The organism is Amycolatopsis acidiphila, from assembly GCF_021391495.1.
Lineage (GTDB): Bacteria > Actinomycetota > Actinomycetes > Mycobacteriales > Pseudonocardiaceae > Amycolatopsis_E > Amycolatopsis_E acidiphila.
This window is the reverse complement of the sequence record NZ_CP090063.1, coordinates 8,125,070-8,151,000: the sequence shown is the minus strand read 5'-3', so window position 1 is coordinate 8,151,000 and position 25,931 is coordinate 8,125,070. Positions and strand designations below refer to the sequence as shown.

The window sequence follows — 25,931 nt, the reverse complement described above, 5'->3', positions numbered from 1 at the left end:
GGGTGCTTTCCGGCACTAGATTTCCAGCTGTGCCGCCGAGTGGCCGACGAGGTGGAACCGGTCGATCATCGAACTGTCCGCCGAGGTCGGGGAAAGGGTATGGTCTAGACCATGTCGGAAACCAGGCTGTCCGGAGTCGCCGTGAGTCCGGGCCGCGCGCGCGGCCCCGTCGTCCGTGTCGCCGAACCGCTCGGCGAGCCCGCGAGCACGCCCGAGCCGGAAGACCCGCAGGCGGAGGCCGCTCGCGTCGCGCCGGCGGCACAGGCTGTCGCGGCGCGGCTGGAAGCGCTTTCCGAGACCGCATCCGGTGAGGCCGCGACGATCCTGCTCACCACCGCCGCGATGGCCGGTGACCCCGCGCTGGTCAGCGAGGCGGAGCGGCTCGTGGTCGCCGAAGGCCTGCCCGCCCCGCGCGCGGTCTACGAGTCCGCCAACGGATTCGCGAAGACCCTCGCCGCGGCCGGGGGTTACCTCGCCGAGCGCGTTCGTGACGTCGAAGACGTGCGCGACCGGGTGGTCGCCGAGTTGCTCGGCGTCGAACCTCCCGGTGTGCCCGAACTGTCGTCACCGAGTGTCCTAGTGGCCCGCGATCTTGCCCCTGCGGACACCGCGGGCCTGGATCCGGCCAAGGTGCTCGCGCTCGCGACCGAGGAGGGTGGTCCGACCAGTCACACGGCGATCCTCGCGCGTGCGCTGGGAATTCCGGCGGTCGTCGCGGTCCGGGGCCTGCTGGCGCTCGACGCGACCGCGTTGCTGGTCGACGGTGACACGGGTGTCGTCGAGGTCGCCGACGCGGGCGCATCCGTGCTGACGGCAGTCGCGAGTGGACCCGTCGAGTGGGACGGCACGGGGACCACTTCGGACGGTCACCGGGTCAAGGTGCTCGGCAACGTCGGCTCGCCGGCCGACGCCCGGGCCGCGGCCGACGCGGGTGCGGAAGGCGTCGGCCTCTTCCGCACCGAGTTCTGTTACCTCGACGCCGAGGCCGAGCCGTCCGTCGCCGAGCAGCGGGCCGCCTACGCGGCCGTGCTCGCCCCGTTCGCCGGAAAACCCGTTGTCGTGCGCACGCTCGACGCCGGTGCCGACAAGCCGCTCGCGTTCCTCTCCCCGGAGGCCGAGCCCAACCCGGCGCTCGGGGTGCGCGGCCTGCGGGTCGCGTTCGACCGGCCCGAGGTGCTGGACCGCCAGCTCGAGGCGATCGCCGGTGCGGCGCAGGACTCCGGCGCCGAGGTGTCGGTGATGGCGCCGATGGTGGCGACGGCGGCCGAGGCCGCCTGGTTCGCCGAGCGCGTGCGCGGCGCCGGCATCGCCCGCGCCGGGGTGATGATCGAGATCCCGGCGGCGGCGTTGTCCGCCAAGGAGATCCTGGCCGCGGTGGACTTCGTGTCGCTCGGCACGAACGACCTCGCGCAGTACACCTTCGCGGCGGACCGGCAGCTCGGCGCGGTCGCCACGCTCAACGATCCGTGGCAGCCCGCCCTGCTGCGGCTGATTGCGCTGGTCGGCGAAGCGGCGAAGGCGACCGGCAAGCCCGCGGGCGTATGCGGTGAGGCGGCGGCGGACCCGCTGCTCGCGCGCGTGCTGACCGGTCTGGGTGTGACCAGTCTTTCGATGAACGCGCCCGCGGTCCGGGCCGTCGGCGCGAGTCTCGCGGCGGTGACCCTGGCGCAGTGCGAAGCGATCGCGGCGCGGGCGCTGGGCGCGGCCGACCCCGCCGAGGCTAGGAGAAGAGCCCGCGACGCGGATGCCGGATAGTCAGCGAGCCGCCGTGCACGCGCCCGGAGAACACCAGCCGGGGCGTGCCGGGCCTGCCGTCGGACCCGGTCTTGTCCTCCAGCGAGCCGTACTTGATCTCGTTGATCGCGTTGAGGTCCACCGACGCGTGCTCGGGGATGATCACCTCGACCGAGCCCCACTTGCTGTCCAGCTCGACGTGCACGGTCGGGCTCGACACCTGGGCCTCGCTGAAGTCCAGCTTCGTCGAGCCGTACTTGTTCTGCACGACCACCTCGGGCGGCACCAGCCAGTGCCCGCGGCGGACCAGCGAGGAGTACTTCGCGGACAGCACGAGCCGCCGGTCCGAGGACATCAGCGGCGTGGTCATCGGCTGTGGCGCGCCCATGTCCCGGTTCACCAGGCCGGGGATGTCCACCAGCACCGCGTTCAGCTCACCGCGCGTACGGGCGGCGAGCGCGATGTCGGTGCGCTCGGTGAACTCGTCGAGATCGATCATGCCGCGGCCGATGGCCTTCTGCAGAACCCCGACGACGTGCTCGCGCTCCTCATCCGAGACCCGGAGGTCGCGCGGGTCCAGTGTCGTCTCGGTGTCTTCGCCCATGCGGGAAAGCGTAAGGCGGCGAATCAGGGTGCGGATCCGGGAAAAACCCGGACTTACTCCTTGTCCAGACCGTGCTCGATGGCGTAACGCGCGAGCTCGACCCGGTTGTGCAGCTGGAGCTTGCGCAGCGTCGACTGCACGTGGTTCTCCACGGTCCGGTGCGACAGCACCAGCCGTTCGGCGATCTGCCGGGACGTGAGCCCCTTCGCGACCAGGCGCAGTACGTCGGTCTCGCGCTCGGTCAGCCGTGGCGGCGGCGCTCCGCCGGCGGGCGCGTCGGCCATCCGCCGGTACTCCCCGAGCACGAGCCCGGCCAGGCCCGCGGTGAACACCGGGTCACCCTGAGCCGTCTTGTGCACGGCCTCGACGAGCTCCCGGGCCGACGCCGACTTCACGAGGTACCCGGACGCGCCCGCCTTGACCGCTTCGAGCACGTCGCTGTGCTCGCCGCTCGCCGACAGCACCAGCACGCGAGTCTCGGGCAGGGCCATGGTGATCTCGCGGGTCGCGTCCACGCCCGAGGTCTCGCCCAGGTTGATGTCCATCAGCACCACGTCGGGGCGCACGGTGTTGGCGATCCGGACGGCCGCGACACCGTCGGGCGCGGTGGCCCGCACGTCGAACCCGTTCTCGCTCAGGTCCCGTGCCACGCCGTCGCGCCAGATCGGGTGGTCGTCCACCACCATGACCGAGATCATCGCTTCTTCCCCGCCTTCGGCACCCGAACCTCCCATTCGGTCCCGCGATCCGGAGCTGTCTCCAGGGAGATGGTCCCACCCAGCTCAAGTACCCGGGCGCGGATGGACCGGGCGACGCCGAGGTGCCCGTCCGCCTCCGCCGCTTCGAGCCGGCCTTCGGGGATGCCGGGCCCGTCGTCCCGGACGGTGATCACGATCTCCGTGGCGAGGTGCTCCAGCAGCACCCAGGCCCGCGCGCCCGGCGCGTGCTTGTCCACATTGGACAAGGCTTCGCGGACGACGGCGACCAGTTCAGCCGTCACGTCGGCGGGCAGCAGCACGTCCCCGGCGGGCGCTGCGATCTGCACCTTCGACGTCGCGAGCAGCTGCAACGCCCCTCGCAGGTCGCTCTCCCCGGCGCTGGTGCTGGTCGGCTCGGTGGTCACCAGCGCCCGCAGTGCGATCTCCTGCTCACCGGCGAGCTCGGCCAGTTCGGCCGCCTCGCCGCCGACCTCGGCGCCGCGACGGCGCACCCGCGCCAGCACCTGCAGCACGCTGTCGTGGATCGAGCGGGCGAGCCGTTCCCGTTCGGCGGTCGCGACCTCCTTGCGCCACGCCTCGGCGAGCGCCGCCGCGGACCTGCGCGCGGTCGTCGCGCTCATGCCGATCAGCAGCCCGGTCGCCACCAGCAGCACCCCGTCCCGGGCGACATCGAGGGTGAACGCCTGCCGCGCCACCGCCGTCCCGGCGCCGAGGACCAGACCCGCGGCCATCCCGCCGTAGCCGCCGAAGCGGGTGCCCGCGGCCACCGGTACGCCCGCGACCCACACCGTGGTGATGAGCGGGTCCACCCCGGCCAGCTGCGCCGGGCTCAGGATCAGCGGCGAGGTCAGCATCAGCCCGCACACGACCGCGACGTCCAGCACCACGAACCAGTGCCACCGCCAGCGCAGTGCCTCCCGCGAGTAGACGAGGCTGGTCAGGATCGTCCACACGGCCATCGCGCCGAGCACGACCCACGCCAGGCCGGGACGCCGGTAGTCGTCGTCGTGCACGACCACCGCGCCGAGCGCGAACAGCCAGGTCAGCACCCGCAGCCCGATCGCGCCCCACCACAACGGCGTGGCGGGCTCGACCGCCGTCGGGCCGAACCGCTGTCTCACGACTGTCCGGGCTGGTCCGCGGCCTCGGCCGGATCGTCGTTCGGCGCGGCCGCCTCCTGGTCGTGCAGCACGTCCACCTCCTCCGGATGCGGGTCGGTCTCGTGCAGCAGGGAGCGGATACCGGAGTTGAGCACGGCCAGCAGCGGCACCGCGAGCAGCGCACCGGCGATCCCGGCGACGACGAGGCCGGTGGCGATCGAGAGCACCACGGCGAGCGGGTGCAGCCTGACCGCACGGCCCAGCAGCAGCGGCTGCAGGATGTGGCTCTCCAGCTGCATCACCAGGATCACGATGCCCAGCACGATCAGCGCGGTGACGAACCCGTTGGTCACCAGCGCGACCATCACCGCGACCGCCCCGGCCAGCACCGCGCCGAGGATCGGCACGAACGCGCTCAGGAACACCAGCGTGGCGAGCGGGACCACCAGCGGCACCCGCACGATCCACAGCCCGATGCCGATGCCGACCGCGTCCACCACGGCGACCGCGGCCGTGGCGCGCACGTAGGCGACCAGCGACGCGAAGCCGCGACGGCCGGCGACGTCGACCCGGTCGCGCACGTGGTGCGGGACGCCGAACATCAGGAAGTGCCAGATCCGGTCGCCGCCGGCGAGGAAGAAGATCGTCACGAACAGGGTCAGCAGGAACCCGGTGAGGATCTCGCCGACGGTGCTCGCGGTGGTCAGCGCGTTCGTCGTGATCGCGGCCTGGTTGTTCTGCAGGAAGCTGATCGAGTTGTCGATGAACTGCTGGATCTGCTCCTGGCGCAGGTGCAGGTCGTTGATCAGCCAGTCGCGGACCTGCGAGAGGCTGTTGTTCAGCTGCTTCTGCAGCTGCGGCAGCCCGTCGGTGAACTGGATGACGACGAACGTCAGCAGCCCGCCCAGCACGGCCAGCCCGGCGATCAGCACGATCGCGGTCGCGAGCCCACGCGGCACCCTGATGTTCACCAGGTGCGCGACGGCAGGCGCGAGCAGCGCGGCCAGCAGCAGGGCGATCGAGACGGGGATGACCACGACCGACAGCCGCCCGACGAGCCACATGATCACGTAGAGCGCCGCGGTCACCAGCAGGAAGCGCCAGGCGAACGCGGCGGCGACCCGCAGTCCCCTGGGTACGGCGGCGGTGCTGCGGGCGTCCTCGCCCAGGAACTCGGGCGCGTGGCGGTTCGTCACGCGCTCACCCTAGCGAGCGGGACGTTTCGGACGTGGCGGTCTTCGAGGAACATCCGATGGGAAGCGGTTGAAAGCGTTTTCGCAGCCGACCGCGTGAGCGTCCTCGCGCCCGGCGGCACCCGGCTGAGTGGATTTCAGCACGGGAACTGCCTGTTCAGGAACGCTGTCGCGGACGGGCCGTTCCGCCGGTCCCGGCCCAGTTGGATCATCGTGGGTCAGATCGGACCACACCCCGTGTTCTTCACACGATCGAGCGATCAAGGCGTGTCCAGGATGCGCGGCGGTCCCGAGTTTTGGTTATCTCGTCCGTACAAGCCCGTTCCGTATCAATGCGAACTCTATTCGAAATAGGTTCGGGAACGGCGAAATCCTCGGCAGGAGAACGGTGAAGCAGCAGAACGCGGCCGCACAGCGAGGCACAGCACGTGCCGGTCGCTGGCTCGCGCGCGCTCTGCTCGTGGTGGGTGGCGCCGTCGCCGGCACCGCCGCCGCCTGGGCGATCACCACCGCCAGCGCCTCCGCCGAGACCGCGCCCCCCGCCCTCCCCCAGGACGGCATCGCCGTCCAGCAGGACGAGCAGGCCACCCCGGTCACCGACGCCGTGCTCGGCGGGAGTGACGACGTCCTGCTCGGCAGCGCGCAGTTCGCGGGCGACGCGGCAGGCGCCGCCGCCCGCTACGGCACCGGCGCCCAGTCCCCCGAGAGCATCGCCCGCGGTCAGCAGGCCGCGGACGACGTCACGGGTGCCGTGCACGAGTTCGGCCGGACAGCGGTCGTCCACCCGGCGCACCGCATCCTCGGCTCCGCGGAGCAGATCACCCGCGAGCCGCAGGACGCGCCGCGGGTGATCGGCCAGGCACTGACTCCGCCGCAGGACTTCCTGAACTTCCTGCACCCGTCGCGCAGCGGGCTGGTCAAGCTGCCCGCGCTGACCGGCTCGCACAGCGGTGCCAAGGGCGCCCCGGCCGCACCGCCGGTCGAGCTCGCCCCGGTGGCCCCGGCGCCGGCCGGGCCGATGGGCCCGATCGCCGCCGCGCTGCCCTCCGGGCACGCTGCCGCGGCACACCCCGATCTCCGGGACGACTCGGGCGCTCGCCGGCACGGCGCGCAGTCCGACAGGTTCCCGTTCGCCCCGACGCGTGGCCCGCTGGTCCCGTCCGGGGTCCCCTTCGTCCCCGGCGGTTCGGTCGCCGGTGGCCATGTCGACGGTCCGCTTCTCGGCGTTCCCGCCAATGCGCTGACCGTCGTCGACGCCCACGGCCTGCGTGCCGTGCGCTTCGGCATCCGGCACACGCCGGTCCAGCCGGGCTCGCAGCCCGGCGTCACGCCTGACTGATCTGCGCACGGGGTAGCTGGACGCGCCCTGTTCGCCGTGCCTTCTTCCGCCCGGCTGCGCGTTCCCTGCACCCCCGCTTGTCCTCGCGAACCTCTTTTCGCGAACCCGGGTGACTTCACCCACCCCACAAGCCCCGCAAGGGAACCCAAGGAAAAGGAGAAATTCTCAATGCAGACCTGGGCAAAGCGTGGAATTCAAACCGCGCTGGTCACGGGTGGCCTGCTGATGCTGGGTACTGGCATCGCGTCTGCCGACGAGAACGTCAACCCGGACGCTCCGGCCGGGCCACTGGACGTCAACGCGAGCATTCCGGTCGACATCTCGAAGAACGCGGTCGGGTCGCTCGGCAAGCAGGTCAACCTGCCGGATGTGCACAAGGAGATCAGCACCAAGCCGGTCACCGACAAGCTCAACGGCGCGCTCGCCCCGGTGAGCAAGACCGAGGCGTTCAAGTCGGCGGCCCCCGCGATCAGCGCGGCGAACGGTGCCACCGCCAAGGTCACCGGTGCGGCCAGCACGATCGGCCAGTCGCTCGGCCACGCCGCCGGCAAGCGCGCCGACCAGGTCAGCGAGTCGACCGTCGAGTCGACCGGTGACCCCTTCATGGGCAACAAGGTGGTCGGCAACCTCGCGCTGCCGATCCAGATCACCGGCAACGCGGTGGGTGTGCTGGGCAACGCGACCGTCGACTCCGACGAGACGCAGACCTACGGGCACAACACCGACGTGCACACCAACGGTGCGGGCGGCGGCTTCGCCGGCAACGTGGTGAACCTCGACTGGGCCCTGCCGGTGCAGATCTCGGGCAACGCGCTCGGCCTCGTCGGCAGCGGCAAGACCGCCGGCAGTGCGGCGCAGTCCGCGGCCACCACCGGTGACGTCCAGACCGATGGCACGAACGGCGGCGTGGCCGGCAACGTGGTCAGCCCGCAGGGCGCCACCCCGGTGCAGGTTTCGGGCAACGCGCTCGGCTGGTTCCTCGGCCACGCCGAGACCGACTTCGACGGCAACAGCGACGCCACCTCCGGCGGCTGGATCGTCACCGAGGGGTCGAAGGGTGCGGGCACCGGCAACGTGGCCGCCGTGCCGGTCGCCCTTCCGGTGAAGGCCTCGAACAACGCCGTCTCCTGGGGCGGCGACGCCGACGCAACCGGCAGCGAAACCTCGGACGCGACCGCCGGGGACACCACTCCGGGCCTGCACGGCATCCCGAGCTACATCCAGACCCACGGCGACGACTCGTTCCTCGCCGGCAACATCGTGCAGCCGCAGGGCGCCGTGCCCGCCACGGTCGTCGGCAACGCCGCGGCCTGGATCGGCAACTCGGCCGCGGGCACGGAGGTCGAGCGCGCCGCGAACGTCATCGGCACCAGCGCGACCGCCGGCGGCTTCTCCTCGACCGCGGGCCGCGGTGCGGCCGGGTCGGGCAACATCGTCGACGCGCCGGCCGCCATCCCCGCCGAGGTGTTCTGCGTCGGCGGCACCTGGATCGGCAACGCGCACGCGACCGGTTGCGAGAACGACGTCGACGCGACGTCGGGCGGCGGCACCTACACCAACGGCAACGGCAGCTTCCTCGGTGGCAACAGCGTCCACGCGCAGCCTGCCGGCACCGCCGAGGTGTTCGGCGTCGGCGGTTCCTGGATCGGCAACGCGTCCGGTTCGGCGACCGAGAACAAGAAGGTCACCGCCGGTGGCTACAACGGCAGCCAGGGCAACGAGTCGTCCGGCTCCGGCAACGTCGTGCAGGTCCCGGTGGCTCTGCCCGCCGAGGTCTTCGGCGTGGGCGGCTCGTGGATCGGCCAGGGCAGCGGCACCGCCGGCGAGACCAAGGACATCACCGCGGGCGGCGGCGGCAACACCCAGGACGACCACGGCGCCGGCAGCTCGAACCTGATCGCGGCGCCGATCTCGGCGCCGGTGCAGGCGTTCGGCATCGGGGGCGCCTGGATCGGCCAGGGCCACGGCACCGCCACGACCGACACCACGTCGACCGCGGGCGGCGACCTCAACGCCGACGGCAAGGAAGGCTTCCTGGCCGGCAACCTCGGCGAGGTTCCGGTCTCGCTGCCCGCGCAGCTGCACGGCATCGGCGGCTCGTGGATCGGCAACGGGTTCGGCGAGAGCGACAACCTGACCGACTCGACGGCCGGTGGCGACGCCACCGCGACCGGTGCGGGCGGCTCGATCGCCGGCAACATCGTGCAGGTGCCTGCCGGTGCCGCCGCTTCGGTGTTCGGCCTCGGCGCGGTCTGGGGCGGCGTGGCCCACGGCGACGCCACCAACGACGTCGCGTCCAGCGCCGGTGGCGACTCGGCCACCAACGGCGACGGCGGTTCGATCGCCGGTGACGTGGTCAGCGCCCAGCTGATGCCCGTCGCGCAGGTGTTCGGCGACGCGGCCAGCCTGATCGGCACCGCGCGTGGCACCGGGATCAACAGCACCGAGACCAACTCCGGTGGCGACATCACCACCTCCGGTGTCGGTGGCGCGCTGTCCGGCGACATCTTCGACCTGCCGGTGGCCGCGGTGGCCCAGGTGTTCGGCGTCGCCGCTTCGCTCGGTGGGGTCGCACACGCGGTCGCGGACAACACCACGGTCGGCACCGTGGGTGGCACCGACACCACCGCCGGTCCGCAGCAGGCGCTGTCGGGGCTGAACAAGCAGGTCCCGATCGGCGTGGTGGCGCAGGTCTTCGACATCCCGGCCGGTCTGGTCGCCGTCGTGAGCTCGACCACCAGCAACGTCACGGACATCGCGGTGGCGAACCACGAGCCGCAGTTCGACCTGCCGGTCACCACCTCGGAGCTGTCGGCGACGAACCTGCCCAAGCTGCCGTCGCTGAAGAGCCTGCCGGTGCAGAAGCGGTCCGAGCGGACCGACCTGACCGAGATCGCGCAGGTCCTGCCGGTGGCCGGCGGGGCGCCCTCGCTGTCGTCGGTGCCGGGTGCGGAGGCGGTGACCGCGGTGCTGCCGCAGCTGCCGCTGGCCCCCGGCGCGAGCGCGCTGACCGGTTCGGACGTGCTGCCGACCAACATCGGTGGCGCGCTGCCGCAGGCCCAGCTGCCGACCGGGCAGCTGCCCGCGCTGCCCAGCCTGGACCAGGCCAACCCGACCGCCGTGCTGTCCAAGGTCACCGACCTGGCCGGCGGCAAGGGGATGCACATCCAGGGCTGATCTCCGCGGCCTGAAGTGAACGCGGGCCCGGGAGCAACGACGCTCCCGGGCCCGCTTCCGCGCCCGCGGTCAGCCCAGCTGCACCGACCGCTTCGCGAGGCCGTACCAGTAACCGTCGATCACGGTCTCGGGCTCGGCGTCGCCGGCACCGGCGCCGAGGGCGACGAACAGCGGCGCGAAGTGCTCGATGCGCGGATGCGCGAGCGCGGCCGCGGGAGCCTTGCGCTGGAAGTCCAGCAGCGCGTCCACGTTTCCGGTGCGCAGCATCTCCTCGCCCCAGTGGTCGAACTCGGCGGACCACTGCGGTGGTCTGCCGTCGGTGCCGTCGACCTGTTGCATCGCGGACAGGTTGTGGGTGAAGAAGCCGCTGCCCATGATCAGCACGCCTTCGTGGCGCAACGGCTCGAGCTTCCGGCCCAGCTCGAACAGCTCACGCGGGTCGAGTGAGGGCATCGACAGCTGCAGCACCGGGACGTCCGCGTCCGGGTACATCTCCACGAGCGGCACGTAGGCGCCGTGGTCCAGTCCGCGGTCGGGCGCGTCGTGCACCGGGGTGCCCGGACCGTGCAGCAGCTTGCGCACCTTCGCGGCGAGTTCGGGCGCGCCGGGTGCCGGGTAGGTCACCTGGTAGTAGTGCCGGGGGAAACCCCAGAAGTCGTAGACCAGCGGCACGGTCGTGGTGGCGCCCAGCGTCAGCGGGGCTTCCTCCCAGTGCGCCGACACGACCAGGATCGCCTTCGGCCTGGGCAGCTCGGCCGACCAGTCCGCGAGCTGGCGGGTCCAGGTGGTGTCGTCGGCGAGCGGCGGCGCGCCATGGCTCAGGTAGAGCACCGGGGTCGCACTCATCGCAGCCTCCTACGTTTGAAAGTTCAACAACTAGTCTGTGTTACGCCGCGGGCGGCTGCGATATTCCGCGCGAGCGAGATCGGTCAAGTGTGGCGAGGGCGGGGGCGGCGGCGCCTATCCTCAGTCATGGCGGTCCCCATCGGGAACGTGCTCGGCTACGCGGCGGTGTGCATCGTGCCGCCCGCCATGTTCTGGCTGTCCGCCAAGGTGCCCCGGCTCATCGACTCGGCAGGCGAGTACCTCCGCCGGCGCCGCCTGCCGCCGCCCGACGGGCCGCCCATCGAACGGCTCGCCGCGGATCTCCGCCGGGTGCACCGCGCGCTCGAACGGTTGCCCGACAACGCCCCGGTGGTGCGCCGTCGCGCGACGAACCAGGCCTACGACACGTTGCTCGCGCAGGCCTGCCACGCCGTCGGCGAGCAGCACTGGCTCGATACCGTGCCCGACGGCGTGGAGCGGGAGGTCGAACGGCTCCGCGTCGAGGAAAGCCTGCGCCGTTGCGGGCTCGCGGTGCCCTGACTCAGCCCTGCGCGAGGTCGGCGAACCGGCTGTAGTGCAGCTGGTGCGCGACGACGATCGTGCTGGTGGGACCCGCACGGTGCTTCGCCAGGATCAGGTCCGCCTCGCCCGCGCGCGGGTCGTCCCGCTCCCAGGCGTCGGGACGGTTGATCAGCAGCACCATGTCGGCGTCCTGCTCCAGCGAGCCGGACTCACGCAGGTCCGACAGCATCGGCCGCTTGTCCGTGCGCTGCTCGGGACCACGGTTCAGCTGGCTGATCGCGACCACCGGCACCTCGAGCTCCTTGGCCAGCAGCTTCAGCTGCCGCGAGAACTCCGAGACCTCCTGCTGCCGCGACTCGACGCGCTTGCCCGAGGTCATCAGCTGCATGTAGTCGACGACCACGAGCTTGAGGTCGTTGCGCTGCTTGAGCCGCCGGGCCTTCGCGCGGATCTCCATCATGGTCATGTTCGGCGAGTCGTCGATGAACAGCGGCGCCTCGCTGATCTCGCTCATCCGCCGGGCGAGCCGCGTCCAGTCGTCGTCGGACATGCGGCCACCACGCATGTCGGCGAGGCGGATGCGGGCCTCGGCCGAGAGCATGCGCATGACGATCTCGATGCGGCTCATCTCCAGCGAGAAGATGACGCTGGACATGCCGTGCTTGATCGAGCAGGAGCGTGCGAAGTCCAGCCCCAATGTCGACTTACCGACACCTGGCCGGGCCGCGACGATGATCATCTGACCCGGGTGCAGGCCGTTGGTCACCTCGTCGAGGTCCATGAACCCGGTGGGCACACCCTGCGCGGTGCCGCCGCGGGACGCGATCGCGTCGATCTCGTCCATGGTCGGCTGGAGCAGCTCCTCCAACGCGACGTAGTCCTCGCTGGTCCGCCGCTCCGTGACCTCGTAGATGGCGGCCTGCGCGCGGTCGACCACCTCGTTGATCTCGGCGCCCTCGTTGGCCGCGCCGTAGCCGTACTGCACGATCCGGGTGCCGGCCTCGACCAGCCGCCGCAGGATCGCCTTCTCGGCGACGATCTCGGCGTAGTACCCGGCGTTGGCCGCCGTCGGCACCGTCGCGATCAGCGTGTGCAGGTACGGGGCGCCCCCGACGCGCGCGAGCTCGCCGCGCCGCTCCAGCTCGGCCGACACGGTGATCGGGTCCGCCGGCTCGCCGCGGCCGTAGAGGTCGAGGACGCAGTCGTAGACCGCCTGGTGCTTCGGCAGGTAGAAGTCACCGGGGCGCAGCGCCTCGACGACGTCCGCGATCGCGTCCTTCGACAGCAGCATGCCGCCCAGCACCGACTGCTCGGCCGCCACGTCCTGGGGCGGCTGCCGGTCGAACTCACCTCGCCGGGAACCGGGATCCTCCGGCCCCGGGTCCGATGAGTAGGCGGGACCGCGGTCGTCCGTCAGCGCCACCGCGCGGACACCTCCTCGTCAGGCGAACACCAGTTCGATTATGCCGGATCTCCGGCCCGTCGCCCGCCCTCTCGGCGGGCGTGTCGCGCACTGCGCGCTACCACTTCGCGGCGCACGCTAGATCGCCCGGAAGGACCAACGCAAACTCGCCTGTTGATCGACTGGGGACACCCTGTGGACAAACTGTGGAAGGGTGGGCTGAACCAATCACAAGCTCGGGGCAAGCTGTGTACAACCTGGGGACAAAAACTGCCCCGTCAGGCAAATCTGCAGGTCAAACCCTGTGGGCAAGTTGTGGAAAACATTGCGGAAAAGTCCTCGGCGTGTCGCGGCAGTACCTGCGCTCGGCGTGTCGTACCCACGAGCAACCCGAAGGTACGCACGGACCTGTGGATGAAAACTACGGAGGGTAGGTCGTCAGCCTGTTGGGCTGTGTGAGTGGTGCGACCCGCTGTCAGCCGAGTGCGCTCTGTGCGTTCCGTAACCGCTCGCCGAGGACCTGCGGCGATGCGGGCGTGAAGACCACCAGAGCGTCACCACGGCCCGGTCGTTCCTCCATCAGCCAGCGGCCTTCCACCGTGTCCACGAAGTTCAGCGGCCGTTCACATCGGCGCCTGCTGCCACTGCGGGTGCGCGCGGCGACGTACAACGTGCCGGCACCCGTGCGGGGCGCTTCCATGATCCGCTTCATCTCCTTGGCAGGCGCCGGCGGCGCGTCCCGGCCCGAGCGCAGCACGCTGTACTCGCCGTCGGCGACCGCGTCCCGGCCCGCCTGGAACTCGGCCTTGGTGGTGACCAGTGGCTGGCCAGCCGCCGGCCGCGCCACCGGGATCTGGTTCACGAACCCGGACAGCAGCTCTTCCGGCCGCTCCGGGGCGAGGATGACCGACTCCTCGCCGATGACCCGCACGAGCACGAACGCGCCACCGGCGCCACTGCCCGCGAGCACGGCGAAGTTCCCCGGCGCACCGGGGAACTGGCCCTCGAACCAGCCGTAGAACTCGACCTGCGGGCGCGAGATCGACTCGATCGCGTTGAGCAGGCCGCGGTCCATCCCGCGCGCCCCCATCAGCCCGTACTGCGTGAGCAGCGAGTTGACCTCCTGGTCGACGGTGCGCTGAGCGTCCTCGTCGTGCCAGGTGGGCATGCTCGACAGCGTCGGATGCGGCTCGCCGCCCCGGCGCCGGATCAGGTTGAGCAAGATCGGGGTGGCGAGCTTGATCGGAGTTGTCAGCACTTCACTCGCCGATCACCGGTGGCGCCGTGAGCTCGTCGGTGCCGAACAGCTCGTTGGGGTCCTCGCTGACCAGGTACTTCGTCTGGTGCTCGTCGTCGTCGCCACCCTTGCCCTGGCCACCACGGCCCATCCCGCCCATGCCGGAGGTCCCGGACCGGCCGGCCGCACCGGCAGCACCCGCGCCGACCCCACCGCGACCCGCGCCCGCGCCCGTGGCTCCGCCGGCGCCGGTGCTGGCACCTGCGCCCAGCGAACCCGAACCGCCGGGACCGAAGCCGCCGAGCGCCCCGGCGCCGCCCGCGCCGGACCCACCGGAGCCCGAGCCGGATCCGCTGCCGAGGCCGCCGCCCAGCCCGCCGTAACCGGAGCCGGCGGGGCCGAAGCCACTGCTGCTGCCGAGATCGGTGCCCGATGTGCTGGGGGTGTACCCGGCGGCCGTGGTGCCGTCGTTCCAGTTCGGCGTCTTCGTGCCGAGGTCGTCCAAGCCCGGGTAGCCGGTCTGATTGCCGTCCTGGCCGCTGCCGTTCCCGCTGCCGTTCCCGTCGCCCGTGCCGGGCAGGTGCGTGCCGTACTGCGAAAGCTTCCCGTCGTTACCGATACCGGGAGGGGTGCCGATGTTGGCGGGTGGGTAGTTGCCGCCGGGTTGGGTGGGCAGGGTGCTCGTGTGGTCGGTCGGGTCCTTGCTGTGGTCGTTCTTGTCCTTGCCCTCGGAGAAGTTGTTGCCCTGCCAGGCGCTGTACTGCGGCATCCCGGCCGCGTTCTGCGCGCTGGCCTGGTAATAGGCCTGGAACGCCTGCACGTTCGTCTGGCCCTGCTCGTTGTACTTGTTGATCTCGTCGTCTTTGTCGCTGAACGGGTTCATGTGGTCCATGAACCCGGCGTGCGGCGGCGTCGAGGCGATCTCCTGCACCTTGCCGTGCGCGCTGTCGAAGGCCTCGCCCTGGCTGGTCAGGTAGCTGCCGCTCTTCTGCAGGTTGCTGGCGGAGTCGCGCAGCCACACCCCGAGCGGGTGCGCCCCGGCCTGCACCTGCATCGAGGCGTCGCCCTGCCAGGCGGCGTCCATGGCCTTGTTGATCTCGTCGATCTGGCCGGCGCGGTCGTCGTGCACGGACTGGAGGCTGGTGGCCGCCGAGGCACCCTGGTGCAGGGAGTCGGAGTTGCCGCCGTGGATCTGCTCCCAGATCTGGCGCGCGTCGATCGTCCGGCCGCCGACGTTGGCGGACTGCTGCTGCGCGTCCGGCCCGGAGAACAGCCCGACCAGCCCACCGGTCGCCGCGCCGATGACCGTCCCGGCACCGGGCATGATCACGGTGCCGATGGTCATCCCCGTCATCGCGGGATTACCCATGTCGCCCATCCCCTCCTATGAGCCCTGCAGATGTTGCACCATCGCCGTGGCCACACGCTCGGCCACCGGACACGGGTTGGACTTGTTGGGACCGCTGCCGATCTGGGCCTGCACGTTGATCGTGAGCTGGTCGGTGACGCCGACCCACAGCGAGCAGTCGCCGTCGGAGCGGTCCGAGACGCCCGCATAGACAGCCGGGTAGCCGCTGACGGTCGTCGGCTCGAAGTACTTGTCGTTCTGCCGGGTGGCGTAGACGTCGCTCAGCCCGTTCTTGTCCGCCGTCACCGGTGCGATGTACACCGAGTTCAGCGAAGAAGTGGCGGACTTCCACTCGCAGGTGGGGCCCACATCGTGGTGGGAGAGGTCACCGGAGCCGGTCAGCCCGATCTGGGTCACTTGAGCGGCGGACAGCGCGCTGCACGGGTTCGCCACGATCGCGTCGGTCGGCAGCGGGTTGGCAACCGAGGGCGCGAGGCCACCACCCGAGCTGCTCGACGAAGCGGCGCTCGAAGCGGATGTGGCGGGAGGGATGCTGCCCGCACTGCCTCCGCCGCCGGAGCACGCGGACAGCACACCGGCGGCCACCAGCGCGGCCGCGCCGAGCTGGAAGGCCCGGGTCTTGCTCATACGATTTCCCGTCCCTGCTGCGCGGCCGTCTGCCGTGCGTCGTCTTCGGACTGCGCGATCTTCCCGCTCGCCTGCTGCAACGCCTGGATGTACTGCTCGATGTACGTGCGCATGCGTTCGTGCTGCTGGAGCAGCGTGTCACCGGAAGGGCCGGCGCCCTTCTGGATGAAATCGCCGCTCGCGAACTCCTGCCCCGGCGCGCGTACGCCAGAGATGATGTTGGCTTGCTGGATGTCCTGCTTGACGCCGTCCAGCAGCGTCTGCCACTTGTTGATGACGCCCTGGACCTGGTCCGGGTCGAACTTGTAGCCGCCGGGGCTGCCGTTGCTGCCCACCTGGATGGGGGCCGGCGGTGGTACGGAGGTCAGCGTGTCCACTGGCGCGTTGGCCGAGTTTGGCTGCGTCATGGCGGCAATCCCCTTCGCTACGTCCCGCGTCCCCACACCGTGCGAGATCAGCAACTTGGATGCTAGCGCAGGCCCGCCGGTTCCCGTATGCGAAAGGGAAAAGCCCCCTTTCGGACATCGAAAGGGGGCTTTTCGCTACCGGGAAAACTTACTGAACGGCCTTGATCTCGAGCCGCACCGCGGCCTGCACGTTCGGGTGCAGACGGGCGGTGACCTGGTGCTTGCCGACGGTCTTGATGTGCCCGTCGGTCTCGAGGATGCGCTTGTCCAGCAGCGGGCCGCCGGCGGCCTTGATCGCCGCGGCGATGTCGCCGGTGGTCACCGAACCGAACAGCTTCTTGGAGCCCTCGGCGGCCTTGGCGGTCAGCTCGACGGTGCCGAGCTGCTCCAGGGCGTTCTTGATCTCCTTGGCGTGGTCCAGGTCCCGGATCCGGCGCGACTCCTGGGTGCGGCGGATGGTCTGCACGTTCTTCTCCGCACCCTTGGACGCCTGGATGGCGTAGCCCCGCGGGAGCAGGTAGTTGCGCGCGTAACCGTCCTTGACCTCGACGATGTCGCCGGGGCCACCGAGGTTGGCGACGTCGGTGGTCAGAATGATCTTCGCCATTGACGTGCCTCCCTTAGCGCGCGGTCGAGGTGTAGGGCAGCAGCGCCATCTCGCGGGAGTTCTTGACCGCGATGGCGATGTCACGCTGATGCTGGCTGCAGTTGCCGGTCACCCGGCGGGCACGGATCTTGCCGCGGTCGGAGATGTACTTCCGCAGCAGGTTGGTGTCCTTGTAGTCGATGGTCTCCGGGCGGCCCTTCTGCTCCGCCTTGCAGAACACACAGACCTTCTTCTTGGGCTTGCGAATGGGTGGCTTGGCCACGGTGGGTGCTCCTGGTAATTCCGAAAGAGTGGTTGGTTAGAAGGGGGGCTCGTCCGCGAAACCGCCGCCGCCGCCCCCGGCAGGCGGGGCCGAACCCCACGGGTCGTCCGCCGGCGCGCCGCTACCGCTGCCGCCGCCGTAACCGCCGCCACCACCACCGGTGCCGCGGCTGACCTTGTTCACCTTGGCGGTGGCGTAGCGCAGCGAGGGGCCGATCTCGTCGACCTCGAGCTCGACGACGGTCCGCTTCTCGCCTTCCTTGGTCTCGAACGACCGCTGCTTGAGCCGGCCCTGCACCACGACGCGCGCGCCGCGGGTCAGGCTCTCGGCCACGTTCTCCGCGGCCTGGCGCCAGATGTTGCAGCGCAGGAACAGCGCCTCGCCGTCCTTCCATTCACCGCTGGCGCGGTCGAAGGTGCGCGGGGTGGAGGCCACGGTGAAGTTCGCGACCGCTGCTCCGGACGGGGTGAAGCGCAGCTCGGGGTCGGCGGTCAGGTTGCCGACCACGGTGATGACGGTGTCTCCGGCCATGGTCGCCTCAGGCCTTCGCCGCGACCTTGGCGGCCTTGCGCGGAGCGACCTTGCGCACGACCTTGGTGCGCAGGATGTTCTCCTGCAGGGACAGCTGCCGGTCGAGCTCCTTCACCGCGTCGGGCTCGGAGTTCACGTCGAGCAGGGCGTAGATGCCCTCGGCGTGCTTCTTGATCTCGTAGGACAGCCGCCGCCGGCCCCACACGTCGACCTTCTCCACACTGCCGCCGGACGTGCGGATCACGTTGAGGAACGTGTCCAGCGTCGGGGCGACCGTGCGCTCGTCGAGCGTGGGATCGAGGATGACCATTACCTCGTAATGGCGTGACACAACCACTCACCTCCTGTGGGCTCGCGGCCACGGACTGTCCGTGGCAGGAGGGTTTGTCCCCACAAGCGTAACCGGCCGCTACGACAGTTTTCGCAGCACCCAGGTCCGGACCAGCGCGGCGCTCACGCCGGCGAGCGCGACGACAGCCAGCAGCATGGGCAGCTGCACCGTGTTCGACGACGGTTCGGCGGCCAGCGCGTCGGCGTTGCCGGTGTTGCGCACGTCGGTCTGACCGGCCGAGTTGCCGCCGAGGAGCTCCGGGCTCGGCAGCCCGGCGATCGGCGCACCCGCCGGGTAGCGCGCACCGGGGGACACGGCGATCCCGGGCACCGCGGCGGGGATGTTGCCGTAGTCGCGCGGCGGCGCGGTCGCCGTACCGGTGCCCGGCAGGGTCGTACCGGGCAGCGTGCCGCCCGGCACCGGCATCGTGCCGCCGGCACCGCCGGACGGCAGCGCGGTGGCCGCCGAGTAGTTGCCCGCGTAGGTGGTCATGCCGCAGTTGCCGGCGACCTTCGTGCCGATCGAGTTCAGCGTCTTCTGCTTCTGGTCCGAGGTCACCCCGAGCCCGCTCGCGTTCTGCAGCGCCTGCGACACGGCGGCGGCGACGTTCTGCCCGGTGATGGTGCCGGTGGCCGCGTTGGGGACCGCGCCGACGGCGAGCGCGCCCTGCTTGGTGATCGTGTCCGCGAGCCCGTCCGGGTCGACGCCGTTGAGGTGGAGGAAGACCTCCTGCTCCTTGGCCCCGGTGCGCACCAGGTCCGCGAGGTCCTTGCCCTGCACGGCGATCTGGTCGCCGATGTTGCCGACGACGCTGCCCGTGCAGCCCTGGGCGAGCACGGTGCTGGCGGACGCGGTGCCGGTGAACAGGGCTCCGCCGAAGAGCGCCGCGAGCGCGCCGGCGGTGAGCATCCGTCGCGTCGTCCTGGTCAGGTCGGTCCGCGTTGGCATCCGCACGGGTGCTTCTCCTCAGTGGTCGCAGGCGTCATCCACGGGGACAACGAAAAGCAGGCCACGAAGATACTAGGCCAGCCGCTTTCCCGCCCCCGCCGCACGGGAGACGCTTCGCACCGCTGTCCTATGCCGAACCTCCCCGGAGAACCCAGGTGCGTACCAGAGCCGCGCTGACACCGGAGAGCGCCAGCACCGCGATCAGCATCGGCAGCCCGACGTCACCGGGCAGCCCGGTGCCGCCGTCGCTGGGCAGGGCCTCGGCCTGACCGGCGTTCTGCACGCCCTTGCCCTGCTGGCTCGATCCGTCGTCGCCGAGTGCGCCGACCTCCGGCGCGTAACCCGGGATCTGCCCGCCGTAGCGGACGCCGGGCGACGGGGCGAACAGCCCGGCCAGCGCGTAGGGGATGTTGCTGTAGTCGCGCATCGGCGCGTAACCGGTGGAGCCGAAGGGCAGCAGGCTGAACATCCCCGGGTCGCCGCCGCCGAGGACCGGGCTGCTGGAACCGGGGATCAGGTTTCCCAGGTTCGCGCCCTGGTTGCCCGGGCTGCTGCCGGGACCGGACTGGGCGGACCCGCCGCTCGGCGGGTTCTGCTGCGCCGGCTGCTGGTTGCCGCCGGCCGGCCTGCCGGCGGCCCCCTGGATCGCCGAGGTCGTGCCGTTCGTGGCGCCCGCGACCGTCTTGTCGATGGCACCGGCGGCCGGCGGGCCGACCACGGGGACGGGCGCGACCACGGTGTCCACGACGTTGACCGTGATCTTGCACAGCCCGGACAGCAGCCCGCCGACGATCGAGGTGAGACCGTCGGTCACCGTCTGCAGGCCGAGCGGGCTCTTGATCGTGTCGCCGGGGTGCGCGGTCACCGTGTCGCCGCATTTCGCGGTGATGGTCTCCGCCGCGCCCGCCGTGCCGGGAGTGGCCAGAACCGCCGATCCGGCCAGTACGAAGGCGGCCGCCCCGACCGCCGCGACCTTGCGCGTTCGACCCTGCATCCGTGCCCTCCAGTGACGACATCACTCACTGAGATAACGACGGTAACCCAGCGGAGTGACGGGCGCACGGCGGCGAATTTTCAGAGCGGCCTGCGACGCAGCCAGGTGTGCGCCAGCGCGGCACCGGCCAGGGCCAGTGCGATCGCCGCGAGCAGCAGCGGCAGCCTGGCCGGGGTGACCGACGACGCGGGCAGTGCCTGCGCGCTGCCGGAGTCCTGGCCGGCGGGGGTGGTGCCGGTGGGCGGGGTGACGCCCTCGGCGGCCGGGGGAAGCGAGACCGGCGGGATGAGCGACGAGAGGTCCGACACCGACAGCGGCGAGGTCGCGTCGAGCGGGAATGACAGGAACTGCACGCCGCCGAGGTCCGGCGAGCTGTCCGGGCCGTCGGGCGCCTCGGGCACGGGCTGTGCCGGTGTGGTCGGTGGCTGCGAGGGCCCGGTGGGCGGCGTGGCCGGCGCCGGCTCACCGCCGAGGAGGGTCTGCGTGGTGGCAGACAGGTTGTTCACCGCGCCCTGCGCGTCGGCGCAGAGGACTCGCACGGCGTCCGTGCCGGGGACGCTGTTGACGTGCAGCGCCTTCGCCGCATCGGCGACGTCGAGGTGCGCGGCCGGGTCGTTCGCGGAATCCGAGCCGGTGCCGACCGCCAGTGCGCCCGGCTTGTCGACCGCGGCGCCCGCGTCGATCGTCAGTGCCTTGCCGCCGTCCGCGCCGAGGGTGCTCGCGCAGTCGCCGGAAAGAACGGGATCGGGGTCCGCGTGGGCGGTGGCGGGCAGTGCCACACCCGCCGAGGCGGCCATGAGGAAGCCGAGCGCGAGGACTCTGCTGCCGAACTTCCCCATGTTTTCCCCCTCCGGTTCCGGCGTGTCACGCTCGCCAACGGACCGCGTTCACGCTACTGCATCCGGCCTAACGCGTGGCCGTTAACCCCGGTCGTTTCCGGCTGTAGTCTCGCCGAATGCAGATCGGTGCCCATGTCCGCGATGACGACCCGTTGTCCGCCGCCCAGGAGCGCGCCGCCGAGGTCGTGCAGTTCTTCCTGGCCGATCCGCAGGGCTGGAAGAAGCCGGTGCCCACGCCGTCCGCGGCCGAGATCGAGGCCGCCGGGGTCGCGGTCTTCATCCATTCGCCGTACGTGGTGAACGTGGCGTCGATGAACAACCGGATCCGCATCCCCTCGCGCAAGGCGGTGGCGCAGCACGCGGCGGCGGCGGGCGAGATCGGCGCGAAGGGGCTCATCGTGCACGGCGGGCACGTGCGCAAGGAGGAGGATCCCGAACAGGGCCTGCTGAACTGGGGCAAGCTGTTCGAGCGCCAGGCCGAAGAGGGCGGGTTCGGCGTGCCGATCCTGATCGAGAACACCGCCGGCGGCGACGGGGCGATGGCCCGGCACCTGGACATGCTCGCCCGGCTGTGGGACGTGGTCGGCGACCTCGGCGCCGGGTTCTGCCTGGACACCTGTCACGCGTTCGCCGCGGGCTGGGAGCTCGACGGCATCGTCGCGAAGGTCAAGGCCATCACCGGCCGGATCGACCTCGTGCACCTGAACAACTCGCGCGACGAGTTCGGCTCCACCCGCGACCGGCACGCGAACGTCGTGCACGGCGGCGGCACGATCGACCCCGAGGTGCTGGTCGCGGTCGCGAAGGAGGCCCAGGCGCCCGTCATCGTCGAGACGCCGTCCGACGGCCAGGCCGACGACATCGCCTACCTGCGGGAAGCGCTCGGCTGAGCGCCGCTCACTGCACCGCGAGCGACCTGTTCCGGGACTTGATCGCGAAGACGTCGGGGGCGCCGTCGAGCACCCCGCCCGCGGGGTCGTCGTCGCCGGAGAGGCGGACCTTGTCCAGCGCCGGGCGGTAGATCTCGCGGATCACCAGCACGCACAGCCCGACCACCGCCAGGTCGCGCACCACGACGAAGCTGAGGAACCAGTCCTCCGGCAGTCCCTTGTGGTCCACGCCGAGGTAGTAGAACATCCGCGGCGCCCAGACGAGCGCGTCGAGCAGCATCCAGCCGAGCAGCAGGCGCCAGCGCGGGATCGCGAGCACCGCGAGCGGCACCAGCCACAGCGAGTACTGCGGGCTCCACACCTTGTTCGTCACCAGGAAGGCCGCCACCACGAGGAAGCACAGCTGTGCCAGTCGCGGCCGGACGGGCGCCGCGAAACCGACGTACGCGATCCCCGCACAGCAGATCAGGAACAGCGCACCGCTGACGATGTTGAGCCACGTCGGGGTCTGCCCGGGCTGGAGTGGACCGTCGAAGCCCGCCCAGCCGGTGAAGTAGGAGATGACGTTGTAGACGGAGTCCGGGTCCATCCCGCGTTCGGTGTTGAGGCGGAAGAACTCGCGCCAGCCCGCGTTCAGCGTGAACGCGACCGGCAGGTTCACCGCGAGCCACACGACGACCGTCGCGCCGGCCGTGCGGGCCCAGTAGCGGAACTTGCCCGCCCGCAGGCACAACACGAGCAGTGGCCCGAGCAGGAACAGCGGGTAGAGCTTCGCCGCCGCGCCGAGCCCGAGCAACACCCCGGCCAGCACGGGTTTTCGCCGTGCCCAGGCCAGCAGGCCGGTCGCGGCGAACGCGGTCGCGAGCGTGTCGAAGTTGGTGAAGGCGTGCACCAGCACCAGTGGGGAGATCGCCGCGAGCACCATGTCCCACGGTCTGCGGTTGGCGGTGCGGCCGACCGCCCAGACCGTGACCAGCCAGGCGACCGCGAGCCAGAACGCGGTGATGTTGAAGTAGACCGCCACCGGGAGCGCACCCGGCAGCCAGCCCGCGTTCGAGATCGACACCCAGCCCGCGGTCAGCTTGGCGTCGACCCACTGGAACAGGCCGGTGAGCACCGGGTACTCCATGTACCGCAGGTGCGCGTTCGGCGTGCCCTCGTTGTCGACCCAGCTCGTCCGGTACGGGAAGGTGCCCGGCTGGTCGAGCCGTTCCGCGGTGTAGAGCGGGACGATGTCGGAGTAGCACATCGCCACGTACGGGCGGCCCGCCCGCCAGTCGAGCTGGTTCTGCCCGTTGTCGTCGGTGTACTGCTGGATGCAGCTGGCCTTGCCGAACCAGCACAGCAGCAGCGCGAGCGTCGCCATCGCCAGGCCGACCCGCTGCGGGGACCAGAACCAGTGCCTGCCCACCGCCGCGTGCTCGCCCAGCGGCCCGCCGACCGGTCTGCTCGCGGCCGCGACGAACGGCTCGGTGAGCGTCGGCGCGATCCGCTGCCCCTGGCTCAGTGACGACGGCACGGGCTCGGCTGCTTGGTCGGTCGGGCTGGACACCCGCGCGATGTTACGGGCAGCCGGGTTGGTTCCGGCTGAAGGCAGTCTCATCCGGCCGGGTGCTGTCCTCAGCCCGTGGGCACCGTCGTGCCGCCGAAGCCGTTGCGGCCCGGGCCCGTCGGGATGATCCCCGTCGGGATGCTCGGCCGGGTACGCGAACTCGAACTCGGCGACTCCGTGGTCGTGGTCGGCTGTGTCGTCGTGCTCGACTGCGTGGTCGTCGTGGTGGTCGTCGTCTGCTTCGTCGTCGTCGACTCGTCGCCGGACGCCGTCGCGGCCTTGCCGATCGGCTGCACCGTCGAGAACTTCTCCGCCGGCTTGTCCTTCAGGTAGTTGTTCATGAACTCCTGCCACATCTGGGCGGGGAGACCACCACTGCCGACCGCTTTGCCGTTCTTGTCCTTCAGCGGCTGGTTGCCACCGGTGCCGACCCACGACGAGACCGCGATGGACGGGGTGTAGCCCACCATCCACACCTGCGAGTTGTCGTTCGAGTTGCCGCTGGCGTTCGGGCCGCTCGCGTCGTACTGCTGGGTACCGGTCTTGCCCGCGCACTCGTGGTTCGGCGGACACTTCAGCTTCGAGAAGTCGATGACCGGCTTCAGCGCCATCGTCACGTTGCCCGCGATCTGCTTGCTCTTGTCCGCGTTGTTGTCCGCGAACGCCGGCGCCGGGTTGCTCGGCGTCTGGAACACGACGTTGCCGCCCGGGTCGGTCACCTTCGACACGAAGTGCCGCTGCATCGCGATTCCGTCGTCGGCGAACGTGGCGTATCCCGAGGCCATGTCCAGCGGCGTGACCTCGGTCGTACCACCGCCGAGCGCGATGTTGTTGTCGACCGCGGTGCTGTCGAGGCCGGTGACCCCGGCCTCCTTCGCCGCGTCCTTGACCGCCTGCGGCCCGGTCACGTTCGCCACCAGGTCGAAGAACACGGTGTTCGTCGAGCGCATCATCGCCTCGGCGACCGTGCACTCCTTCGAACAGCTGTTGGACGCGCCCGCGTTGTTGATGTAGCGCGGTTTTCCGTTGACCGTGCCGAACTGCCGGTGCGTGGTGCCGTCGAACGTCTCGCCGAGGCCCTTGCCCATCTTGAAGAACGCCGTCACGTCGAACGCCTTGAACGACGAACCGGGGTTGCGTTTCGTACCGCCCCAGTCCACCGCGTTGGTCTTGTCGTTCGGCCCGCCGTAGTAGGCGATCACCCCGCGGGTCTTCGGGTCGACCGCCACCATCGCGTTCTTCAACACCGCCGGCTGGTCGTCCATGTACTTGTGCGCGGTGTCCTCCATCAGCTTCTGTGCCGACGGGTCGATGGTCGTGTAGATGTTGTAGCCGCCTGCCTGCAGCTTCTCCTTGGAGTAGCCCGCCGCGTCCAGCTCGTCCTCGACCTGGGCCTGGATGAACGCCTCCGGACCCTTGATCGCCTGCGGCTTGGTCTGGTCCTTCGGCAACGGGGTCGGGAACTGCGCGGCCTGCCGTTCGGCGGCGGGCAGCCACTGGTACTTGACCATGTTGTCCATCACGTAGTTCCAGCGCCACTGGGCGTACTCGGTGTTCTCCGACTTGCTCGGGCCCTGGATCAGCCCGGCCAGCAGCGCCGCCTCCGACGGGCTCAGCTGCGCGGCGTCCTTGTTGAAGTACGCGTGCGCGGCGGCCTGGATGCCGTAGGCGTTTCGTCCGAAGTAGACGATGTTCAGGTACGCCGTGATGATGTCTTCCTTGGGCTGGGTCTGGTTCATCTTGAACGACTTGACCAGCTCCGTGGCCTTACGGGTGAGCGTCGGCGCCTCGTTCTCCGTGGCCTTCTTGATGTACTGCTGCGAGATCGTGGAGCCACCGCCGGAGCCGCCGGTGACGTTGTTGTACGCGGCGCGTGCGATACCGATCACGTCGAAACCGTTGTTGGTCTCGAAGGTGGCGTCCTCCGCCGCGTACACCGCGTGCTTGACGGTCTCCGGGATCTGCCCGGGCTTGAGGATCTCGCGGTTCCCGGTGTCCGGGACCTCCTTGCCCATCACCGAGTTGTCGCCGTAGTAGTACGTCACGACCTGGCTCTGCTGCGCCAGCACCTCTTCCGGGGTGGGCACGTCGACCAGGAAGTACGACACCGTGAAGCCGATCGCGGGCACGATCACGAACAGGCCGAAAAGGACGTACAACGTGCGGCGGACGATCTTCCAGCGGCGCTTCTTGCGCTGCTTGGGCGTCAGCGCCGCCTTGTCGTCCTTGACCGTGGGCTCCTCTTCGGACGACTCGTCGCCCGAGCCGAACTCGTTGAACCGGTCCTGCTCGTCGTCGTAGTCGTCGTAGTCGTCCTCGGGGTAACCACCCGCGCCGCCCAGCGGGCTGTGCGTGAGCAGCCCGGGCTCGCGGTTCGGCGGACCGGAAGGCGGAGGCGGCGGCTGGTAGCCGCCGCGGTTCGGACCGGGAGGCGGTGTTCCTGGCTGACGAGGCGGCGTCGGGCGACCGGCGGGCGGGACGCGGCGCTGGGTGGGGCCGCCGTCGGGGTCACCGCCGGCGGGCCAGCCGGGCTGCTGGCCCTCGCCGGGCCACTGCGGCCCGCCCGGCTGCGGACGGCGCGGCGCGCCACCGCCCTGCCGCGGGGCAGGACGGGGCTCATCAGGCTCCTGACCTGGCCAGGAGCGGTTGTACTCGTCGTTCACGAAGGAGCCTCCCAGACCGGCGATTCGGGGTACGCCGCTGGCACGGTCACGGTTTTCGT

The 25,931-nt window shown here is 70.7% G+C and carries 24 protein-coding genes; 5 read left to right on the top strand and 19 right to left on the bottom strand.

Annotation, left to right across the window (positions count from 1 at the left end; all coding sequences use genetic code 11):
* The first annotated feature begins 111 nt into the window (after positions 1 to 111).
* On the top strand, positions 112 to 1,755 hold the full coding sequence (gene ptsP, locus LWP59_RS40120; RefSeq protein ID WP_144642901.1) for a phosphoenolpyruvate--protein phosphotransferase: 1,644 nt from the start codon (positions 112 to 114) through the stop codon (positions 1,753 to 1,755).
* Here ptsP and LWP59_RS40115 read toward each other — a convergent pair.
* From LWP59_RS40115 to LWP59_RS40100, 4 genes are read right to left on the bottom strand one after another with little or no spacing between them, the layout of a single operon-like run.
* Complete coding sequence (locus LWP59_RS40115) at positions 1,721 to 2,338, bottom strand: DUF1707 SHOCT-like domain-containing protein (RefSeq protein ID WP_144642902.1); 618 nt, start codon at positions 2,336 to 2,338, stop codon at positions 1,721 to 1,723. The genes ptsP and LWP59_RS40115 overlap by 35 nt on opposite strands.
* Positions 2,339 to 2,391: 53 nt before the next feature.
* Positions 2,392 to 3,036 (bottom strand): response regulator, encoded by a 645-nt coding sequence (locus LWP59_RS40110; protein ID WP_144642903.1) that lies wholly within the window; start codon positions 3,034 to 3,036, stop codon positions 2,392 to 2,394.
* Positions 3,033 to 4,178, bottom strand: a complete 1,146-nt coding sequence (gene macS, locus LWP59_RS40105; protein WP_144642904.1) for a MacS family sensor histidine kinase — start codon at positions 4,176 to 4,178, stop codon at positions 3,033 to 3,035. Before macS ends, LWP59_RS40110 begins: the two co-directional genes overlap by 4 nt.
* Positions 4,175 to 5,353 carry an AI-2E family transporter gene (locus tag LWP59_RS40100; RefSeq protein ID WP_229857364.1) on the bottom strand — a complete coding sequence of 393 codons (1,179 nt, stop codon included), beginning with the start codon at positions 5,351 to 5,353 and terminating at the stop codon, positions 4,175 to 4,177. Before LWP59_RS40100 ends, macS begins: the two co-directional genes overlap by 4 nt.
* Positions 5,354 to 5,738: 385 nt before the next feature.
* On the opposite strand from LWP59_RS40100, the gene LWP59_RS40095 reads away from it, so the two are divergent.
* Both LWP59_RS40095 and LWP59_RS40090 read left to right on the top strand, forming a co-directional pair.
* Entirely contained in the window at positions 5,739 to 6,689 is a 951-nt protein-coding gene (locus tag LWP59_RS40095) for a hypothetical protein (RefSeq protein ID WP_144642905.1), read from the top strand.
* 168 nt (positions 6,690 to 6,857) lie between these two features.
* Complete coding sequence (locus tag LWP59_RS40090; RefSeq protein WP_144642906.1) at positions 6,858 to 9,866, top strand: hypothetical protein; 3,009 nt, start codon at positions 6,858 to 6,860, stop codon at positions 9,864 to 9,866.
* 69 nt (positions 9,867 to 9,935) lie between these two features.
* Here LWP59_RS40090 and LWP59_RS40085 read toward each other — a convergent pair whose 3' ends face one another.
* On the bottom strand, positions 9,936 to 10,712 hold the full coding sequence (locus LWP59_RS40085) for a dioxygenase family protein (RefSeq protein WP_144642907.1): 777 nt from the start codon (positions 10,710 to 10,712) through the stop codon (positions 9,936 to 9,938).
* A 126-nt stretch (positions 10,713 to 10,838) separates the two neighbouring features.
* On the opposite strand from LWP59_RS40085, the gene LWP59_RS40080 reads away from it, so the two are divergent.
* Entirely contained in the window at positions 10,839 to 11,231 is a 393-nt protein-coding gene (locus LWP59_RS40080; protein ID WP_144642908.1) for a hypothetical protein, read from the top strand.
* 1 nt (position 11,232) lies between these two features.
* Here LWP59_RS40080 and dnaB read toward each other — a convergent pair whose 3' ends face one another.
* From dnaB to LWP59_RS40020, 12 genes are all read right to left on the bottom strand, one after another.
* Positions 11,233 to 12,636 carry a replicative DNA helicase gene (gene dnaB, locus LWP59_RS40075; protein ID WP_144642909.1) on the bottom strand — a complete coding sequence of 468 codons (1,404 nt, stop codon included), beginning with the start codon at positions 12,634 to 12,636 and terminating at the stop codon, positions 11,233 to 11,235.
* A gap of 454 nt (positions 12,637 to 13,090) precedes the next feature.
* Positions 13,091 to 13,873, bottom strand: coding sequence for an ESX secretion-associated protein EspG (locus LWP59_RS40070; protein WP_144642910.1), 783 nt, complete (start codon positions 13,871 to 13,873; stop codon positions 13,091 to 13,093).
* A gap of 1 nt (position 13,874) precedes the next feature.
* Complete coding sequence (locus tag LWP59_RS40065) at positions 13,875 to 15,221, bottom strand: PPE domain-containing protein (protein ID WP_191334790.1); 1,347 nt, start codon at positions 15,219 to 15,221, stop codon at positions 13,875 to 13,877.
* Positions 15,222 to 15,236: 15 nt separating this feature from the next.
* The gene (locus tag LWP59_RS40060; RefSeq protein WP_144641819.1) at positions 15,237 to 15,848 is read right to left on the bottom strand and encodes a DUF3558 domain-containing protein; all 612 of its coding nucleotides are present in this window, start codon (positions 15,846 to 15,848) and stop codon (positions 15,237 to 15,239) included.
* On the bottom strand, positions 15,845 to 16,255 hold the full coding sequence (locus LWP59_RS40055) for a hypothetical protein (RefSeq protein WP_144641820.1): 411 nt from the start codon (positions 16,253 to 16,255) through the stop codon (positions 15,845 to 15,847). The genes LWP59_RS40060 and LWP59_RS40055 overlap by 4 nt, the downstream gene beginning before the upstream one ends.
* A 148-nt stretch (positions 16,256 to 16,403) precedes the next feature.
* On the bottom strand, positions 16,404 to 16,862 hold the full coding sequence (gene rplI, locus LWP59_RS40050) for a 50S ribosomal protein L9 (RefSeq protein ID WP_144641821.1): 459 nt from the start codon (positions 16,860 to 16,862) through the stop codon (positions 16,404 to 16,406).
* Positions 16,863 to 16,875: 13 nt separating this feature from the next.
* Positions 16,876 to 17,124, bottom strand: a complete 249-nt coding sequence (gene rpsR / locus LWP59_RS40045; protein ID WP_144641822.1) for a 30S ribosomal protein S18 — start codon at positions 17,122 to 17,124, stop codon at positions 16,876 to 16,878.
* A 36-nt stretch (positions 17,125 to 17,160) separates the two neighbouring features.
* A complete protein-coding gene (locus LWP59_RS40040; protein ID WP_144641823.1) occupies positions 17,161 to 17,655 on the bottom strand; it encodes a single-stranded DNA-binding protein in 495 nt (164 codons plus the stop codon).
* 7 nt (positions 17,656 to 17,662) lie between these two features.
* Positions 17,663 to 17,986, bottom strand: coding sequence for a 30S ribosomal protein S6 (gene rpsF, locus LWP59_RS40035; protein WP_144641824.1), 324 nt, complete (start codon positions 17,984 to 17,986; stop codon positions 17,663 to 17,665).
* Between the two features lie 78 nt (positions 17,987 to 18,064).
* Complete coding sequence (locus LWP59_RS40030) at positions 18,065 to 18,934, bottom strand: hypothetical protein (protein WP_144641877.1); 870 nt, start codon at positions 18,932 to 18,934, stop codon at positions 18,065 to 18,067.
* A 127-nt stretch (positions 18,935 to 19,061) separates the two neighbouring features.
* On the bottom strand, positions 19,062 to 19,928 hold the full coding sequence (locus LWP59_RS40025; protein WP_144641825.1) for a hypothetical protein: 867 nt from the start codon (positions 19,926 to 19,928) through the stop codon (positions 19,062 to 19,064).
* Positions 19,929 to 20,008: 80 nt separating this feature from the next.
* Positions 20,009 to 20,767, bottom strand: a complete 759-nt coding sequence (locus LWP59_RS40020) for a hypothetical protein (RefSeq protein WP_144641826.1) — start codon at positions 20,765 to 20,767, stop codon at positions 20,009 to 20,011.
* A 116-nt stretch (positions 20,768 to 20,883) separates the two neighbouring features.
* On the opposite strand from LWP59_RS40020, the gene LWP59_RS40015 reads away from it, so the two are divergent.
* Complete coding sequence (locus LWP59_RS40015; RefSeq protein WP_144641827.1) at positions 20,884 to 21,657, top strand: deoxyribonuclease IV; 774 nt, start codon at positions 20,884 to 20,886, stop codon at positions 21,655 to 21,657.
* A 7-nt stretch (positions 21,658 to 21,664) separates the two neighbouring features.
* On the opposite strand, the gene LWP59_RS40010 is transcribed toward LWP59_RS40015, so the two are convergent.
* Both LWP59_RS40010 and LWP59_RS40005 read right to left on the bottom strand, forming a co-directional pair.
* On the bottom strand, positions 21,665 to 23,209 hold the full coding sequence (locus LWP59_RS40010) for a glycosyltransferase family 87 protein (protein ID WP_229857365.1): 1,545 nt from the start codon (positions 23,207 to 23,209) through the stop codon (positions 21,665 to 21,667).
* Between the two features lie 68 nt (positions 23,210 to 23,277).
* Positions 23,278 to 25,872, bottom strand: coding sequence for a transglycosylase domain-containing protein (locus LWP59_RS40005; protein WP_144641829.1), 2,595 nt, complete (start codon positions 25,870 to 25,872; stop codon positions 23,278 to 23,280).
* Between the last annotated feature and the right edge of the window lie 59 nt (positions 25,873 to 25,931).

Bases quoted from the DNA above. Each gene is read 5' to 3' on its own strand.
- ptsP (WP_144642901.1), top strand. From the start codon at position 112: ATGTCGGAAACCAGGCTGTCCGGAGTCGCCGTGAGTCCGGGCCGCGCG.
- LWP59_RS40115 (WP_144642902.1), bottom strand. From the start codon at position 2,338: ATGGGCGAAGACACCGAGACGACACTGGACCCGCGCGACCTCCGGGTC.
- LWP59_RS40110 (WP_144642903.1), bottom strand. From the start codon at position 3,036: ATGATCTCGGTCATGGTGGTGGACGACCACCCGATCTGGCGCGACGGC.
- LWP59_RS40090 (WP_144642906.1), top strand. From the start codon at position 6,858: ATGCAGACCTGGGCAAAGCGTGGAATTCAAACCGCGCTGGTCACGGGT.
- LWP59_RS40085 (WP_144642907.1), bottom strand. From the start codon at position 10,712: ATGAGTGCGACCCCGGTGCTCTACCTGAGCCATGGCGCGCCGCCGCTC.
- LWP59_RS40080 (WP_144642908.1), top strand. From the start codon at position 10,839: ATGGCGGTCCCCATCGGGAACGTGCTCGGCTACGCGGCGGTGTGCATC.
- LWP59_RS40065 (WP_191334790.1), bottom strand. From the start codon at position 15,221: ATGGGTAATCCCGCGATGACGGGGATGACCATCGGCACCGTGATCATG.
- LWP59_RS40060 (WP_144641819.1), bottom strand. From the start codon at position 15,848: ATGAGCAAGACCCGGGCCTTCCAGCTCGGCGCGGCCGCGCTGGTGGCC.
- LWP59_RS40055 (WP_144641820.1), bottom strand. From the start codon at position 16,255: ATGACGCAGCCAAACTCGGCCAACGCGCCAGTGGACACGCTGACCTCC.
- rplI (WP_144641821.1), bottom strand. From the start codon at position 16,862: ATGGCGAAGATCATTCTGACCACCGACGTCGCCAACCTCGGTGGCCCC.
- LWP59_RS40040 (WP_144641823.1), bottom strand. From the start codon at position 17,655: ATGGCCGGAGACACCGTCATCACCGTGGTCGGCAACCTGACCGCCGAC.
- LWP59_RS40030 (WP_144641877.1), bottom strand. From the start codon at position 18,934: ATGCCAACGCGGACCGACCTGACCAGGACGACGCGACGGATGCTCACC.
- LWP59_RS40025 (WP_144641825.1), bottom strand. From the start codon at position 19,928: ATGCAGGGTCGAACGCGCAAGGTCGCGGCGGTCGGGGCGGCCGCCTTC.
- LWP59_RS40020 (WP_144641826.1), bottom strand. From the start codon at position 20,767: ATGGGGAAGTTCGGCAGCAGAGTCCTCGCGCTCGGCTTCCTCATGGCC.
- LWP59_RS40015 (WP_144641827.1), top strand. From the start codon at position 20,884: ATGCAGATCGGTGCCCATGTCCGCGATGACGACCCGTTGTCCGCCGCC.